At 35.5% G+C, this 15,614-nt stretch carries 14 protein-coding genes and 1 tRNA gene; 6 read left to right on the forward strand and 9 right to left on the reverse strand.

Annotated features, from left to right (window positions below):
* Positions 1 to 24: 24 nt before the first annotated feature.
* Together EOJ36_RS06835 and EOJ36_RS06840 are read right to left on the reverse strand one after the other, a co-directional pair.
* A complete protein-coding gene (locus EOJ36_RS06835) occupies positions 25 to 1,365 on the reverse strand; it encodes a trigger factor (RefSeq protein WP_127803710.1) in 1,341 nt (446 codons plus the stop codon).
* A 65-nt stretch (positions 1,366 to 1,430) separates the two neighbouring features.
* A tRNA-Leu gene (locus tag EOJ36_RS06840) sits at positions 1,431 to 1,515 on the reverse strand.
* A gap of 183 nt (positions 1,516 to 1,698) precedes the next feature.
* On the opposite strand from EOJ36_RS06840, the gene EOJ36_RS06845 reads away from it, so the two are divergent.
* Positions 1,699 to 3,375 (forward strand): sodium:solute symporter, encoded by a 1,677-nt coding sequence (locus EOJ36_RS06845; protein ID WP_127803712.1) that lies wholly within the window; start codon positions 1,699 to 1,701, stop codon positions 3,373 to 3,375.
* On the opposite strand, the gene EOJ36_RS06850 is transcribed toward EOJ36_RS06845, so the two are convergent.
* Positions 3,359 to 3,919 (reverse strand): peptidylprolyl isomerase, encoded by a 561-nt coding sequence (locus EOJ36_RS06850; protein ID WP_164847864.1) that lies wholly within the window; start codon positions 3,917 to 3,919, stop codon positions 3,359 to 3,361. The genes EOJ36_RS06845 and EOJ36_RS06850 overlap by 17 nt on opposite strands.
* A gap of 66 nt (positions 3,920 to 3,985) precedes the next feature.
* On the reverse strand, positions 3,986 to 5,188 hold the full coding sequence (locus EOJ36_RS06855; protein ID WP_127803716.1) for an MFS transporter: 1,203 nt from the start codon (positions 5,186 to 5,188) through the stop codon (positions 3,986 to 3,988).
* A gap of 272 nt (positions 5,189 to 5,460) precedes the next feature.
* Between EOJ36_RS06855 and EOJ36_RS06860 the strand changes: the two genes are divergently transcribed.
* From EOJ36_RS06860 to tnpA, 5 genes are read left to right on the forward strand one after another with little or no spacing between them, the layout of a single operon-like run.
* Positions 5,461 to 6,600, forward strand: coding sequence for a Gfo/Idh/MocA family protein (locus EOJ36_RS06860; RefSeq protein ID WP_127804409.1), 1,140 nt, complete (start codon positions 5,461 to 5,463; stop codon positions 6,598 to 6,600).
* 10 nt (positions 6,601 to 6,610) lie between these two features.
* A complete protein-coding gene (locus EOJ36_RS06865; protein ID WP_127804411.1) occupies positions 6,611 to 7,756 on the forward strand; it encodes a Gfo/Idh/MocA family protein in 1,146 nt (381 codons plus the stop codon).
* Positions 7,757 to 7,770: 14 nt separating this feature from the next.
* Entirely contained in the window at positions 7,771 to 8,823 is a 1,053-nt protein-coding gene (locus tag EOJ36_RS06870; RefSeq protein WP_127803718.1) for a sugar phosphate isomerase/epimerase family protein, read from the forward strand.
* Positions 8,824 to 8,856: 33 nt separating this feature from the next.
* On the forward strand, positions 8,857 to 9,423 hold the full coding sequence (locus tag EOJ36_RS06875; RefSeq protein ID WP_127803720.1) for a pentapeptide repeat-containing protein: 567 nt from the start codon (positions 8,857 to 8,859) through the stop codon (positions 9,421 to 9,423).
* Between the two features lie 48 nt (positions 9,424 to 9,471).
* Complete coding sequence (gene tnpA / locus EOJ36_RS06880) at positions 9,472 to 9,918, forward strand: IS200/IS605 family transposase (RefSeq protein WP_127803722.1); 447 nt, start codon at positions 9,472 to 9,474, stop codon at positions 9,916 to 9,918.
* Positions 9,919 to 10,087: 169 nt separating this feature from the next.
* Here the strand turns inward: tnpA and EOJ36_RS06885 are convergent, their stop codons facing one another.
* From EOJ36_RS06885 to dnaG, 5 genes are all read right to left on the reverse strand, one after another.
* Complete coding sequence (locus EOJ36_RS06885; protein ID WP_127803724.1) at positions 10,088 to 10,522, reverse strand: hypothetical protein; 435 nt, start codon at positions 10,520 to 10,522, stop codon at positions 10,088 to 10,090.
* Between the two features lie 51 nt (positions 10,523 to 10,573).
* Positions 10,574 to 12,136: a phosphatase PAP2 family protein gene (locus tag EOJ36_RS06890; RefSeq protein ID WP_127803726.1), complete on the reverse strand. Its 1,563-nt coding sequence runs from the start codon at positions 12,134 to 12,136 to the stop codon at positions 10,574 to 10,576.
* Between the two features lie 2 nt (positions 12,137 to 12,138).
* Positions 12,139 to 13,032, reverse strand: coding sequence for a hypothetical protein (locus tag EOJ36_RS06895; RefSeq protein ID WP_127803728.1), 894 nt, complete (start codon positions 13,030 to 13,032; stop codon positions 12,139 to 12,141).
* A gap of 78 nt (positions 13,033 to 13,110) precedes the next feature.
* Positions 13,111 to 13,638, reverse strand: a complete 528-nt coding sequence (locus EOJ36_RS06900) for a hypothetical protein (protein ID WP_127803730.1) — start codon at positions 13,636 to 13,638, stop codon at positions 13,111 to 13,113.
* Positions 13,639 to 13,660: 22 nt separating this feature from the next.
* On the reverse strand, positions 13,661 to 15,613 hold the full coding sequence (gene dnaG, locus EOJ36_RS06905; protein WP_127803732.1) for a DNA primase: 1,953 nt from the start codon (positions 15,611 to 15,613) through the stop codon (positions 13,661 to 13,663).
* Position 15,614 lies beyond the last annotated feature (1 nt).

Raw genomic sequence — 15,614 nt, forward strand, 5'->3', positions numbered from 1 at the left:
CTTTTATGAAATAATGTGACAAAATTAAAGTGCCGCAGCCAATTCTTTAAATTTATCTACATCAATTTTGCTTACTTTGGATGGAACTTTTTCAACGATTACAGCAGAAACCTTATCGTTAAATGCCTGATTGTACAAATTCATGAAATTATCTGACTTTGATTTATCAGTTAAATAACCCATGGCAATTTTATCAACCATTTCTTCCATTCCTGGCTGGTCAGCTGGCAAATAACCACCAAACTGCGCACGAACCATATCTTTAGCTTTTTCAACTACCTCAGCATACTCAACTTTTACTTCATTTTGAGTAGCAATTTCGTTTTTGATTAAGTTCCAACGAATATCTTTTTTCACATTGTCGAAATCTTGATCAATTTGCTCTGGAGTATATTTTCCTTCGTTGATTTTGATCAACCAAGTTCTCAAGAATGCATCTGGTAAATCAATCTTCACTTGGTCGATTAATGCTTTTTCAGCATCAATACGCAATAAATATTCAGCTTCACGCTTGTAATTATCTTGAATGATAGTTGTTACTTGGTCAATGAAAGACTTTTCATCAGAAGCCTTATCAGCACCTAATACTTTATCAAAAAATGCTTGGTTCATTTCAGCAGGTACTGAACGAGTAATGTCCTCTACAGCGTAAGAAACCTCACCTTTCAATTCTCCAACTTCTTCCTCTTTTTTGCCTGTTGCTAAAGCTAAAGATTTTGCATCAACAAAAACTTTATCAATTGCAAAAACTAAGGTATCACCTTTTTTAGCACCTAAAAATATCTTTTTAGATTTCTCTTGAATAGCGTGCATTGGAATAGCAGATTTCTCAACCCACTCTCCTTGAGTAAACGTACCGAAAACTAAATCACGATCTTCAACGGATTCTGGATGATTTTGCTCACCGAATTGCTTTTTAAGATTCTCTACCGTTTCATCGATTTCTTTTTTACCAGCTTTGATTTCATAGGAAGTAATGGATTTAATTTTATCCAACTCTACTTTAAAATCTCCGTGAAATCCTAAATCGTAATGAAAGGTAAATTCTGTATCTTTTTCCCAATCGATGTTTTCAGTTTCAGAAGTAGCAGGTAAAGGCTCACCCACTAATTTTAAATTATTTTCTTTGATGTAATCACCAACTGCATGTCCTAATAAATGATTGATTTCTTCAACCAATACAGAAGTTCCATACAATTTTTTAATTAAAGGCATTGGGGCATTTCCTGGACGGAAACCCTTTACATTCGCCTTGGAGCGGTACTCCTTAATTTTCTTTTCTACTTTTTCCTGATAATCAGGAGCGGAAACTACAACTGTCAAACGACCTTGTAAATCATCTGATTTGTTGAGAGAAATGTTCATACAAATTGTTTTTATGCATTAAAAAAAAAGCCCCCAAACCTATTGGTAAGAGGGCTTGCCGTTGGTGGTACGGGCGGAGGGACTCGAACCCCCATGCCTCGCGGCGCCAGATCCTAAGTCTGGTATGTCTACCAATTCCACCACGCCCGCGTTTAATTGGACTGCAAAGGTATAAATCTATTTTTATATTTCAAAAAATTGTTTGCAAATTTGGGGATTATTCAAAAGCCTATTTAAAATGGAAAGAAACTGGAAATCATTGTATCGAGTACTCATTGCATTTTTAGTATCCATCATCCTAATTTTCATTCTTTTAACTAAAATTTATCAAGGATGAAAACGCTCGACTGGATTATTCTTTTTCTAACCATTGGAGGTATTGTTGCCTATGGGGCTTGGAAGGGCCGCCAAACAAAACATTCCTTACAAGGGTTTCTATTAGCCGACCGAGAGTTACCCTGGTACCACATCCTTTTTTCTGTGATGGCTACACAAGCGTCAGCTATTACTTTTCTATCTGCACCTGGACAAGCCTACACGGATGGTATGCGTTTTGTTCAATTTTACTTGGGACTACCTCTGGCAATGATTGTTTTGTCCACAACTTTTATTCCAAATTTTTTTCAATACAAAGTTTACACGGCCTACCAAATCTTAGAAGAGCGATTTGATGCCAAAACAAGAATTCTAACCAGTATTTTATTTTTAATTCCAAGAGCCCTTTCCACCGGAGTAACCATTGCAGCGCCTTCAATAATTTTATCCTCATTGTTAGGTTGGGATTTAAGCACTACCAATATAATTACGGCTCTTGTTGTTACTGCATATTGTGTTTTAGGAGGTTCTAAAGCTATTTCTTATACTCAGATGCTTCAAATGTCTGTAGTATTATTAGGTATGATTTTGGCTGCGGTTTTCATCATTTACCAATTACCAGAAGAAGTTGGGCTCAATGAATCCCTTCATTTGGCTGGGAAAATGGGAAAAATGAATTTAATTGATTGGAAATTTGATTTAAATAATCGGTACAACATTTGGTCGGGTATCATTGGTGGCTTTTTCCTGCAATTATCTTACTTTGGAACGGATCAAAGTCAGGTTGGCAGATACCTAACTGCCAAAAACACTTCTGAAAGTAAATTGGGATTGTTGATGAATGGATTTATCAAAATTCCGATGCAATTTTTTATTCTATTAGTTGGATTACTCGTTTTCACTTTTTATCAATTCAACGAACCTCCCCTATTTTTCAACCAAAATTTGGAAAAAACTTGGAAGGAAATCCCAGCAGCTCAAGAATTAATTGTAGAAAAAAAACAGCTATTTACAGAAAAGAAAAATTTAGAATTAGCCTTAGTAAAAAACTACCAAACAACCGGTAATCTCCCACAAGAACAAAGTCAAAAATTAGCTGAATTATACGGAAAGGAAAAGAAAATCAAGGAAAATGCGATTGAAATTATTAAAAACAAATATCCCGAAAAAGACACTCAAGACAGCAATTATATTTTTTTAACATTCATTATAAATCATTTACCCATAGGAATTGTTGGGTTTCTTATTGCAATGATATTATTATCTTCAATGGGTTCCATGGCTTCTGCATTTGGTTCATTAACCTCAACCACTATGGTCGATATTTATCAACGTTTTTGGGTAACCAATAAAGGCAATCAACATTATTGGTGGGCAAGTAAGTGGATGACTATAATTTGGGGCCTATTTTGTCTGGTTGTAGCACAATATGCAAACAATATGGGCTCTCTCATTGAGGTAGTCAATATTTTGGGCTCTTGGTTTTATGGTACCATTTTGGGTGTATTTTTATGTGCCTTTTATTTACCCAAAACCAATGGAAATTCTGTTTTTTATGCAGCAATACTAGCTGAGGCAGCAGTCATTTATCTATGGAAGATAGATGCAATGGCCTTTTTATGGTTAAATGTGGTGGGATGTTTGTTGGTATTGTTATTGGCAACTGTTTTCTCCAAAATCACCGAACAACTTTAATAGAAAACTTCACAGGAACAACAGGTTTTTCAAAGAATGATCTTTGTTTTTTCATAGAATCCAAAACTGAAATTCCTGAAATCACCTTACCAAAAACCACATAATTATTGTAATATCGTTTAGCTTCTTCAGTATCTGTAACTATAAAGAATTCAGTTGAAGAGGAAGCCTTTTCAGGGTTCCCTTCATCGTATCTAGCCATGGCAATCGTTCCGCGAACAGGCCTTAATTCATCCACATATTCTGCTGGCACAAGGTAATCCAAGCGATCCTTGTATTCTCCTCCCCCTTGCATACCTGAATCATAAATATTTCTATAAAAGTATCTATCCTTGAAGTAGCCAAGTTTGACAAGTCTGATAAAGTTTGTTGTTGTCAGTGGTGTTTTATTAGATAATTCAATTTGAAAATTTCCTAATCGAGTTTCAAACTCAACCATACGTTCCGGATAATTTTTTGATTCTTTTATTAAAAATTCTTTAACTCGCAATGGGTCGATGTTCCAATTTTCTTGACAAGAAACCAAGAATAAACCAAGAAACAAACAGCTAAGTTTATACATAAAAAAAGGGGCGAAAATCCGCCCCTAATTTACTATAATTAAATCATATTATGCAGCTTTTCTTCTTGTAAAGTAAAGCACAGCAAATACAACAATTAAAATACCAGGGAAAAGCATCATGTTGCTTAGCGTAGCTTGTCCTGCAGCTAAATCTGCAGCATCTCCAGCTAAACCAGCAGCTAATTGGGTAGCTTTATGACCATCAATCCAGCCACCAATGATCGGTTGGAAGATTGAAGAAGAGAACATACCTAATCCACCCATAATTGAAAGTCCTAATGCACCAGTTTCAGGCATATTTTCTGCTACAAAACCTAACATATTTGGCCAGAAGAAACAAATTCCCAAACCATAAATAAATGCAGCAAAATATAAAGTTGATCCAGACATGCTACTCATTAAATACAAACCAATAAAGGCAAATATTGCAGAGAATAATAAAACACCTACTGTATTAATTTTAGCAATAATTGGACCAGCGAAATAACGACCCACTGCCATTAAACCTGTAACTAAAGCCAAAACTAACATTGGACTAGCACCTGCTTTAGATAAAATTGGGCCTACCCAGTTTTGAGGGCCAAATTCTGAGATTGCTGTCAATGCCATACAAGCCAACATAAACAAATACAATGGATTCAACATGGCTTTAAAGTTTGCTGCAACATTTGTGTCACCAGCTTTAGGCTTAGGAAATGTTTGACCAGCAAATAAAACTGCATATAAAACAGTTGGTAAAATAATTACCCAAACTTGAGACTGCCAAGACATTCCTGCATCAGTCATAAATTTAGAAATCAAAGAACCAACAACGATTCCACCTGGGAACCACATGTGAAAACGATTCAATTTAGTATTCATTTCGTTTCCTGAGTATGAATCCGCAATCATCGGATTACATGCCGCCTCAGTACAACCATTACCGATTCCGATCAATAAGGTAGAAATCAACAAAGTATTGTAATCAACTGCGTAAATAGTCATTAAAATACCTACAGCATGCGCTACTAACGCAATTTGCATAATCAATTTAGGACCGATAGAAGTGTAAAAAATACCCCCTAAAACCATTGCAATAGGGAATCCTAAAAACCACATGGAATTAATGGTACCTAATTCCACATTATTTAAACCTAGTTCAGAACCTAATTGTCCTAAAATACCTGCTCTAATACTAAATGAAAAGGCAGTCGTGATAAGCGCAAAGCAACTCGCGAGAAATAAACGGTTGGCATTAACAGATTGACTCATAAGATGTTATTTTGTTTAAAAGGTTTAGAATGATACTTACTCTTGAAAAATTACAATTGTAAATTGAAAAAATCTAAACAAAAAAACAAAAATATTTTTAATTAATGACACTTTTTAGACATTTTTTTAAAAATTTCTCAAAAATCTGTGGTAAAAAGTATTCGAAAAAACGAAATTTAAGGCTATTTTTGTAATTATCTAAATCGCAAAAAACTATGATACAAGGTGGAGGCGGAACTCTTGCCAAGAGTCGCCAAAGTAGAAAAATAAAAATGGGAATGATTGGTGGAAGTTTAGAAGCCTTCATTGGTGCAGTTCACAGAAGAGGTTCTCAATTAGATGGAGAAATTGAATTAGTTTGTGGGGCATTCAGCTCTAATCCAGAAAAATCAAAAGCAACAGGCGAGGCATTATATTTAAATCCTTCACGGGTTTACGGCTCTTATGAGGAGATGATTTTGAAGGAAAAAGAATTACCGGAAGGCGAGCGAATGGACTTTGTTTCCATTGTAACTCCAAATCACGTCCACTTCCCTGCTGCAAAAATGGCTTTAGAGAATGGCTTTCATGTAGTTTGCGACAAGCCTGCCACCTTAAACCTTGCAGAAGCAAAAGAATTAAAAACAATCATTGACAAAAGTGGTTTGATTTTTGCACTAACCCACAACTATACGGGCTATCCAATGGTGAAGGAGGCAAAAGCAATGGTAGATGCAGGAGATTTAGGCGAAATCAGAAAAATAATTGTTGAATATCCACAAGGATGGTTAATTGACCTAGTTGAGGCAACTGGACAAAAACAAGCCGATTGGAGAACTGACCCTGCCCGATGTGGAGCAGCTGGCGCAATTGGTGACATCGGAACGCACGCAGAAAATTTAGTAGAATACATTACAGGTTTACATATCACAGAACTTTGTGCTGATTTAACCATCTTTGTAGATGGCAGAAAATTAGATGACGATGGAAATATTCTCTTGCATTACAACAACGGCGCAAAAGGTTTATTACATTGTTCCCAAATCTGTAACGGAGAAGAAAACGATTTAAATGTTCGTATATACGGCACAAAAGCAGGTATTTCTTGGAAACAAATGGATCCGAATACATTAATTGTTAGAACACGAGATGATGGTGCGAGAATCGTTCGAACGAATGTGGGTAAATTATCAGCGAATGCAATGGCACATACTCGTCAGCCTGCAGGACACCCTGAAGGTTACGTTGAAACATTTGCCAATATTTATCGTAATTTCAGCATGGCTTTAAGAGCTAGATGGGAAGGTAAAGAAGCTGATCCGATTTATGATTTTCCAGGAATTGAAGAAGGTATTCGTGGAATGGCATTCATTGAAAATGTGGTTAGGTCAGCAAATGATCATCAAAATAAGTGGACAAAATTTGAAATTTAATTATAATAATATGTCGAAAATTAAAGTTGGAATCGTAGGAACTGGATTTATTGGACCTGCGCATATTGAGGCCTTGAGAAGGCTCCCAAATGTTGAAGTTGCAGCACTTTGTGAGGTTACTATTGAATTAGCTGAAGCAAAGGCTAAGCAATTAGGAATTCCAAGATGGTACACATTTGATGAATTGTTGAAACAAGAAGATATTCAGTCGGTACATATTTGTACGCCAAATTTCTTACATTATTCCCAATCCAAAGCAGCTTTATTAGCTGGAAAGCACGTTGTTTGTGAAAAACCTTTGGCAAAAGATTTGCATGAAGCGGAAGAATTAGTTGCTTTAGCAAAGGAATCCGGTAAAGTGAATGCAGTTCACTTTAACTTGCGTTACTATCCATTAGTACGCCAAATGAAAACCATGCGTGAGAAAGGTGATTTGGGTGAAATTTACTCTATTATCGGATCTTACTTACAAGATTGGTTGTTTTATGCAACAGATTATAACTGGCGTTTAGAACCAGACAAATCTGGCGATTCTCGTGCCATTGCAGATATTGGATCTCACTTAATGGATATCATTGAGTACATTACTGGCTTGAAAACCACAGAGGTTATGGCTGATTTCAATACAGTTCACCCAATTCGTAAAAAACCGTTAAAACCAGTAGAAACGTATTCAGGCAAAATGTTGAATCCGGAGGATTATGCGGATGTTCAAATCAATACAGAAGATACTGCACACGTTTTATTACGTTTCAGTAATGGAAATAAAGGAACTATCACTGTTTCACAAGTTTCTGCTGGAAGAAAAAATCAATTGAAATTAGAGATTTCAGGATCTAACAAAACATTTGCTTTTAACTCAGAAAGACCAAATGAAGTTTGGATTGGAAACAGGGATCAGGCGAATCAAGTTTTGATGAAAGACCCTTCTTTGGTTTATCCAGAAGCAAGAGATATCATAACCTTCCCAGGAGGACACAACGAAGGCTTCCCTGACACTTCTAAACAATTATTTAAGGAAGTTTATGCAGCGATTGAAGCAGGTAAACAGCCAGAAAATCCAACTTTCCCAACATTTGCGGATGGATATCGTGAATTATTGATTTGCGAAAAAATCTTAGAAAGTACACGTAAACAAGCTTGGGTTAAAATTTAAACCTATTTTAAAAAATGCAAACGATAAAAGGACCTGCTATATTTTTAGCACAGTTTATGGGCGACGAAGCCCCATTCAACTCATTAGACAGTATCTCTTCTTGGGTTGCAGAAAAAGGTTACAAAGGAATTCAGATTCCCTCATGGGATGCCCGTTGTATTGATTTACAAAAGGCAGCTGAATCAAAAACCTATTGCGATGAATTAAAGGGTAAATTAGCTGATAAGGGATTACAAATCACCGAACTTTCTACGCACTTACAAGGTCAATTGGTAGCAGTTAATCCTGCATACGATGAAAGTTTTGATGGTTTTGCTCCGGATTCAGTAAAAGGAAATCCAAAGGCAAGAACAGAATGGGCAGTTCAACAACTAAAATATGCAGCAAAGGCTTCTCAAAATCTAGGTTTAGATGCACATGCGACTTTTTCAGGTGCCTTGATGTGGCATACGGTTTATCCTTGGCCTCAGCGTCCTGCGGGATTAGTTGAACAAGGATTTGCTGAATTAGCAAAAAGATGGTTACCAATCTTAAATTACTTCGATGAGTGCGGTGTAGATGTTTGTTATGAAATCCACCCAGGAGAAGATTTACATGACGGTGTAACATTTGAAATGTTTTTAGACCACGTTAAAGGTCACAAAAGAGCAAATCTTCTTTACGATCCATCTCACTTTGTGTTACAAGCAATGGATTATTTGCAATACATTGATTTCTACCATGAACGCATCAAAATGTTCCATGTAAAAGATGCAGAATTTAATCCAACCGGGAAACAAGGTGTATATGGTGGATATCAGTCTTGGGTAAATCGTGCAGGTCGTTTCCGTTCATTGGGCGATGGCCAGGTAGATTTCAAAAGTATTTTCTCTAAATTAACTCAATACGGTTACAAGGGTTGGGCAGTTTTAGAATGGGAATGCTGCATCAAAGATCCAGTACAAGGAGCTACTGAGGGAGCACCATTTATTGCAAGTCATATTATCAAAGCAACTGAAAAGGTATTTGATGATTTTGCAGGAGGTGGTCCAGATGTAGAACTAAATAAACGTATTTTAGGAATATAATTTTAAAAGGGACTTCGGTCCCTTTTTTTCTCTATGGCATATTTTTTAGAAGAAACTTTCACAAAAATAGATTTTCAAAAAAATCGATTCCAAAAGGGTGAATATGAAAATTGTCGTTTTGATAATTGCAATTTTTATGAGGTTGACCTTTCTAATTCTAAATTTATCGAATGCAATTTTAAAGATTGCAATTTAAGTTTGATAAAAATTAAAAATACGGCATTTCAAGATGTTGATTTTGAATCTTGTAAAATGTTGGGAATATTGTTTGAAACATGCAATTCGTTTGGATTGCAATTTAGTTTTTTTGAATCTTCACTTAAAAGTTCTTCTTTTTTTAAATTAAAAATAAATAAAACAATTTTTAAGAATTGTTCATTAGAAGAAGTTGATTTTACCTCTTGCGAATTAATGCAATCAAAATTTGAAAATTGTAATCTATTGGGGGCGAAATTTGAAGGTACAAACTTGGAAAAAGCAAATTTTGAAACTGCTTACAATTTCAGCATCAATCCAACTTCAAACAAGTTAAAAAATGCAATTTTCTCAAGTGGGAATTTAGAAGGCTTGTTAGATTTTATCAATATTCTGATAAAATAAAAATATATTTTTTGAGTTGTTTTTATTTAACCACTAAACATCTATAAAATGGGATCCTATCACCAATCCTTATATCAAATTGTATTTGCAACAAAATACAGAGAACCTCTATTAACCAAAGAAAATCGAAATTATTTATTTAATTATATTTCTGGAATTTTCCTAAAGCGAAAATGCCTGATATTTGAAATCAATGGTGTTGAAGACCACCTTCATATTCTTTCTACATTACACCCAAGTATTTCCCTTGCTGACCTGATTAAAGAAACAAAAAATGGAAGTAATTTTTTCATTAAAGAAAATAAATTATTCAATGGATTTTCAAATTGGCAAGAGGGTTATGGAGCATTTACCTATAATCAATCCGCTAAAAATAATTTAATAAAATATATTCAAAATCAAGAAATGCATCATAAAAGAGAAAACTCTTACAATGAACTATTGAGGATGCTAAAAGAACATCAAATTGATTTTGATTTGAAATACTTTGAATAATTTTCTATGAACCACTTGCTAACGCAAGTGGCTAAGCAAGTATATCCCTTCGGGATATAGATATCATTTTAAGTCCGAAGGACTTTACTTGTATAACCCCTAGCGAAAGCTAGGGGCACTCACTGGACTCAAACTATATAAAGTCCGAAGGACTTTACCTGGATAACCCCTAGCGAAAGCTAGGGGCATTGAAAACATACACAAAATACCCTGCCCCTAACAACACAACATTCTTCACAATATACTGCCCAACTAAAGTCAAACTAAAAAAACTTGTCCAAGTTGTATTTGGCAATAATACAATCGGCATAAATGTAGTAATTAGATGAAAAATTAATGTATAAAACGCAATTTTAGTTAAAGAAGGAAATAACCAAATGAGTCCTAACACGCATTCAAAAACTCCCAAACATATTACAAATTGCGAAGGGCTCATCAACCCAGATAAGGTCACATTGAACAAGTCAGACACCAAACCTTCTGCTGGTGAAGTCCCCAAAATCTTCAAAAATCCAAACCAAACATACACTAAAGCAATCATCATTCGATTTATCCATGATGCCGTTTGCAACATTTTCAAATAATCTTTTTTTATAGCTACCATATCCTTAAACTTTTACCATTTAACTTTTAACTTTTCACTTAGTATTTATCTTTATTCGTCCAACTTAGCTCTAGTTACAGAATAACTACCTATGTTTTTTCCATGTTCTCTTCCCATAGTACAATCAGCTCTAAAATGGATTAAACCATAAACACGAGAATCCGAAGCATCTTGCGCATAATTATTAAACAAATCTGCTTTTTCAGGGAAAAAATAATTCATGACAGTTGCTCCAGCAAAAGAAAATGTAGAGTGTCCGGAAGTATAACTTGGAAAATTAGGTAAACCTACTGAAGTTTTTAAACCGTATTGTTGTGGGCGAGGACTGTAATAAAAATATTTTGTTTCCCAACATCCAATTCCAGCATCCATTAAAGCCGTACCAATAAAGGCTAATACTCGCGCCATTTTAATTTCTGAATATTTAGCAGCTAATGCCTCATTTGCTGCTATCCGATGCCAATGTCCAGGTGGCGTGTAAGAACCAGGACCATCTGCCCAATAATTTGCAATTCGAGCCTGTTCACGTGTTTGATTTTTTTGAATGGATTGTAGCTCCTCTAAATCTTTTTGAAATTCTGCAGAACCATCCACATAAGGTTTTGCTGGTCTAATTTTCTCCAATGTTACTCGATCAAAATTCCAAGTTTTTACCGCTCCATAATTTGGTAACATTGGTGGACGAATAGGAGACTCTTGAGAAGCCCATGGATTATTAATTCCAGTAGCCTTCGCATGCTCAACCAATCCAGGCACCAAGGCTTGATTATTTGCGGATCCCATTCCATCTGTTTTAGCGCGCCCCATTACCTTGGTTGCTACATCTGCACCTAATTTTAAGCCGGCTGACACATCAGAGGTAACATTTTTACCAGCCCAAATACCAATGTTTTTTGCTTCATCTAATTTAGACTTCAAATAGTCCGCTTCTCCAGGAAACATAGCTAATAAAATCTGATAGGAAGCCTGAGCTACTACGGCCTCTTCGGATGGATAGGCAGGTAAGGTAGAAACAGGTAATAAAGGTTTAATTTGTGTATCAACTGTATAGGCAGCGGGACGATTATACGTATATTTTGCCTTCCAAGTTGTTATCAAAGCATCATATTGGGCAACGCTTAAATAGGCCAAGGCACGAGCAGTATAAGGTGGATTTGCAAACGGGAACATGGGGTCTGCCTTAGGATTTGCTGCATCTGGAACCGGATAAACACCATTTGCATTCGCTGCCGGTGGCAAATTATAGAGTGCAGCCAATTCTCTTGCAATTTCATTCCAACGATATACCGCCCCAGCACCCCAATAATTTACAGCTTGGGACTGTTCCGGACTTAATTTTCCTACAACATTATTTTTCAAGGAATCTAATTCCTTCAAATAGCTTGCATCCTTTACATCCAATGGCTTTGAAACAGTAATTTCTGAACCATTTGCCAAAACAAAAGTCTTCCAATTACCTCCAGATTCATTTAATGATGCAGGCAAATATGGCTCAGCAACCGTTTCTAACTCTAATTTTGTACAAGACTGAAGTAAGAGATAGGATGTAAGAAGTAAAAGGTATGAGGGGATAAGGGATAATATATTTTTATATTTTTTATTTAATATTTTCATGACTATTTCAGTAAAGTAAATTGATATAAAAGTCCTACAGAATAGGTGGTCATTTGCGCAGTATTAACACCCTGAAGTACATGTTGAATTCGAGCATTAACTCCTATATTCTTTGGTTGATATTTTCCATAAATTCCCACACTTGTCATCATCGTTTTGTTAGTTGGGAATGGCATATCATTCCTTCGCATATTATCACCCGATACGCATGCAAAGTGATCAACATACAATTCAACCTGGTTATCCCATTTCAGATAACCTACCTTAAAACTAGCCTCCATTGCATCAGGAACATCTGCTGTTGCGGTATTGATCATTGTAATTCCATTCAAATACGAATCACGATCTAATTTACTTACACCACGAAGGTGGTAACCAACAAGTGCATTGGTATAAAACTTTGTATTTGGAATTTGATAGGTAAGCATTCCACGAACTTGTAAATCTGTAGCCTTATTACCAATTGATAAAGGCATGAATTCCGAAACATAATTGGAAACTGGAACAGTTATACCACCAACAAATTGAGAATTAAGTCCTTTAGAAATTTGAACTTTTTGTTTTACCCAAATTCCTGCATCCTGAATACCCTTCTGTCCTAACAAATTCCCAGCACTTGCATTTGTTTGCACATAAGGAATAGAAGCAATTAGATTGGTATTATCTTTAAGGCCATAAGCAGCCATTAACATGTAAGATTGGGTTGAAACAGTACCCAAATTTTGATTATCACGAAATAAGGTATTTTCCCAATACTGATTCCAAGATGTATTTGAATAGATTACTGCAGCACAAATATCCTTTTTAGCCATATAAACATGGTCATTAGGCATTTGCGCTATGATTTGATTTCCTAAACCTACAAACAGGAATAGGAAAAAGCATAGCTTTTTCATTACTTATTAATTTAATTGATTACAAAAAGTTTACAATTCCACATATGCAGAATTGTTTACATAAGAATGTCAAAAAAATTAACAAAACTTTGGAGGTGAAAATAATTCAGAAGAATACGAAGATAACGCATTCAGAGGTGTAAAAAAGTTTACATTGGGTTGTGACCAATCCATGATGTACACAACAAATGTTTGATTGGAGTCACAGTATTCTTTAATCAGTAAATTTATTAAACTAGATTTGGAATGGTCATGTTTAGGAGAATTATTTTGCAAATGTTGATCAACCATTTCTGCTAACTCTAAAAAACTTTCTCGAGCGGAGTGATTGGCAACCATCGTTGTATAAAGCGTATCCCCTTCCATTTTCTGTTCTACCATTTGGTAAAAATCATCTCCTTTCTGGACAGAACCTTCTATTTTTTTGGGCTCCTCCCAGTTTTGAGAATAAGGCAAAGAAATTGGTAATTTTACGACAACTTTATCCAATTGAGCAATTTCTTCAGATGAAATTTCTTCACTCGATTGATTTAAGAATTGTAAAGCAAATCCCCCTGCTTGGTAAAGCAAAACTGTAATCAATAAAAGGGCTGCTAATTTTTTCATAAATGCTTGGGGACAAAAATATCTATTTTTCAATAACTGTTCCCAATTCTGTTGAAATATTTTTTTGAATTTGCTTCAAATTCATGAATTCTTCTAATAAACCATTCATTTCTGACTCACTTACCTCTCCACTTGCCATTTTACCTAATACCTCAGTAATCTGTAGATCATTATGTGTTTTACGCAACCGAAGAATATTTTTATAGGCCAAATCTTCTAACATTTCTGTTTCAAATTTGACATAAATTTCATGCTTTTCCTTCCAAGCATTCGACAATTGATGCTTCTCAGCTGATAAATCTATTGCCAAGGTCTGTATTTCTTGATCCTCGTGCTGCAAATAAAAACTAGGCCCAGGATTCTTTTCTTGGTGAAATTCAACTTTTGCAAATCCAAATACCTTATTAAACAATTCTGTATGGAAATGAATCCCTTCCAATTCATCCACCATATAATGCAATAAAGTTACTCCAGGCGCATTAGCAGGACTAATTTCCAAATGTCCAAAATTTACTAATAATCGAATACATTCGAATTCATGATAATAAATTGGATCTTGAATATCTTTCTTTTCCTCGGCAATTGGCTCAATTATTTCCTGAAGTTCTTGTCGCTGTTGCTGAGAAATTTCAGGTAATGGACTAACCGAATTTTTATATTGCTTCAGATGAATTTTATTCATCTCACTCAACAAAACTTCCTCATCCATCTTCATCATTCCAGCCGTTTTCTGAATAAAAAGACTTCTTTGAATGGCATCAGGAATTTTGGCAATACTTTGTACCATTTCCTTTACCATTTCAGCTTTTTTAAAAGGATCTTCACCAGCCTCCTCTAGAAATAAACTTGCTTGAAATGAGATAAAGTCCTTTGACTCCTTTTTCACAAATTCTGTAAATGCCTCAGAACCCATTTTTCGAACAAAAGAATCTGGATCATGTCCTTCTGGAAAAACAACCAAATTTACCTGCAGACCTTCCTCCAAAATCAAATCCATTCCACGTAATGCCGCTTTGATACCCGCTGAATCACCATCGTATAACACGGTAATATGCTTAGAAAACCGGCCAATCAATTTTATTTGTTCAGGAGTTAATGAAGTACCCGAAGAAGCCACAACATTTTTAACACCTGCTTGGTGCAAGGATATCACATCCGTATAGCCTTCCACCAAATAACACATATCCTCAGTTCGAATCGCATTTTTTGCTTGAAATATACCGTAAACTATACTCGATTTATGGTAAACGTCAGTTTCCGGAGAATTCAAATACTTAGCTTGATTCTTTTGGGAATCATTTCGCAAAATTCTTGCCCCAAAAGCAATTGTTTTTCCAGAAACGTTATGAATCGGGAATATGACACGATTTCTGAATCGGTCAAACATTTTACCATCATCATTTTTCTGAGTTACCAATCCCGCTTTTTGAATTATCTCCTCCGTAAAACCACTTTTCAAGGCCGATTTCAAAAGAATATCCCAAGCTTCTGGACTATACCCTAATTCAAAGGCTTCCATCGTTGCCTCAGAAAAACCTCGTTCTTTGAAATAAGGTTTTGCTATAGATTGACCCTCTTCCGACTCATTTAACTGTTGCCTAAAAAAGTTTTTAGCCCAGTCTAAAATAATAAACAAACTCTCTCGCTCATTTTGCTTGAGCACCTGATCATCTGTTAATTCTTGTTCTTTGATTTCAATTCCATATTTTTTGGCTAAATGTCGTAAGGCCTCCCCATAACCCAATCCTTCGATGTCCATTATGAACCGAACGGAATCACCAGCTTTACCGCAACCAAAACATTTATAAAAACCTTTACTTGGTGAAATTGAAAAAGAGGGTGTTTTTTCCCCATGAAAAGGACAACATGCCCAATAATTTGCACCTTTTTTCTTTACAGAAACGTAATCCCCTATCACCTCTGTAACAGAGGCTGCCTGCTTAATTCGCTCGACGGTTTCGGGATCAATACGCATA

This window comes from Sandaracinomonas limnophila, assembly GCF_004005965.1.
In the GTDB taxonomy this organism is placed as follows: Bacteria; Bacteroidota; Bacteroidia; order Cytophagales; family Spirosomataceae; genus Sandaracinomonas; species Sandaracinomonas limnophila.

Excerpts from the sequence above, each read along its gene's own strand:
- EOJ36_RS06890 (WP_127803726.1), bottom strand. The coding sequence starts at position 12,136 with ATGAAAATATTAAATAAAAAATATAAAAATATATTATCCCTTATCCCC.
- EOJ36_RS06895 (WP_127803728.1), bottom strand. The coding sequence starts at position 13,032 with ATGAAAAAGCTATGCTTTTTCCTATTCCTGTTTGTAGGTTTAGGAAAT.
- EOJ36_RS06860 (WP_127804409.1), top strand. The coding sequence starts at position 5,461 with ATGGGAATGATTGGTGGAAGTTTAGAAGCCTTCATTGGTGCAGTTCAC.
- EOJ36_RS06870 (WP_127803718.1), top strand. The coding sequence starts at position 7,771 with ATGCAAACGATAAAAGGACCTGCTATATTTTTAGCACAGTTTATGGGC.
- dnaG (WP_127803732.1), bottom strand. The coding sequence starts at position 15,613 with ATGCGTATTGATCCCGAAACCGTCGAGCGAATTAAGCAGGCAGCCTCT.
- EOJ36_RS06885 (WP_127803724.1), bottom strand. The coding sequence starts at position 10,522 with ATGGTAGCTATAAAAAAAGATTATTTGAAAATGTTGCAAACGGCATCA.
- EOJ36_RS06900 (WP_127803730.1), bottom strand. The coding sequence starts at position 13,638 with ATGAAAAAATTAGCAGCCCTTTTATTGATTACAGTTTTGCTTTACCAA.
- EOJ36_RS06845 (WP_127803712.1), top strand. The coding sequence starts at position 1,699 with ATGAAAACGCTCGACTGGATTATTCTTTTTCTAACCATTGGAGGTATT.
- EOJ36_RS06875 (WP_127803720.1), top strand. The coding sequence starts at position 8,857 with ATGGCATATTTTTTAGAAGAAACTTTCACAAAAATAGATTTTCAAAAA.
- EOJ36_RS06865 (WP_127804411.1), top strand. The coding sequence starts at position 6,611 with ATGTCGAAAATTAAAGTTGGAATCGTAGGAACTGGATTTATTGGACCT.
- EOJ36_RS06835 (WP_127803710.1), bottom strand. The coding sequence starts at position 1,365 with ATGAACATTTCTCTCAACAAATCAGATGATTTACAAGGTCGTTTGACA.
- tnpA (WP_127803722.1), top strand. The coding sequence starts at position 9,472 with ATGGGATCCTATCACCAATCCTTATATCAAATTGTATTTGCAACAAAA.
- EOJ36_RS06855 (WP_127803716.1), bottom strand. The coding sequence starts at position 5,188 with ATGAGTCAATCTGTTAATGCCAACCGTTTATTTCTCGCGAGTTGCTTT.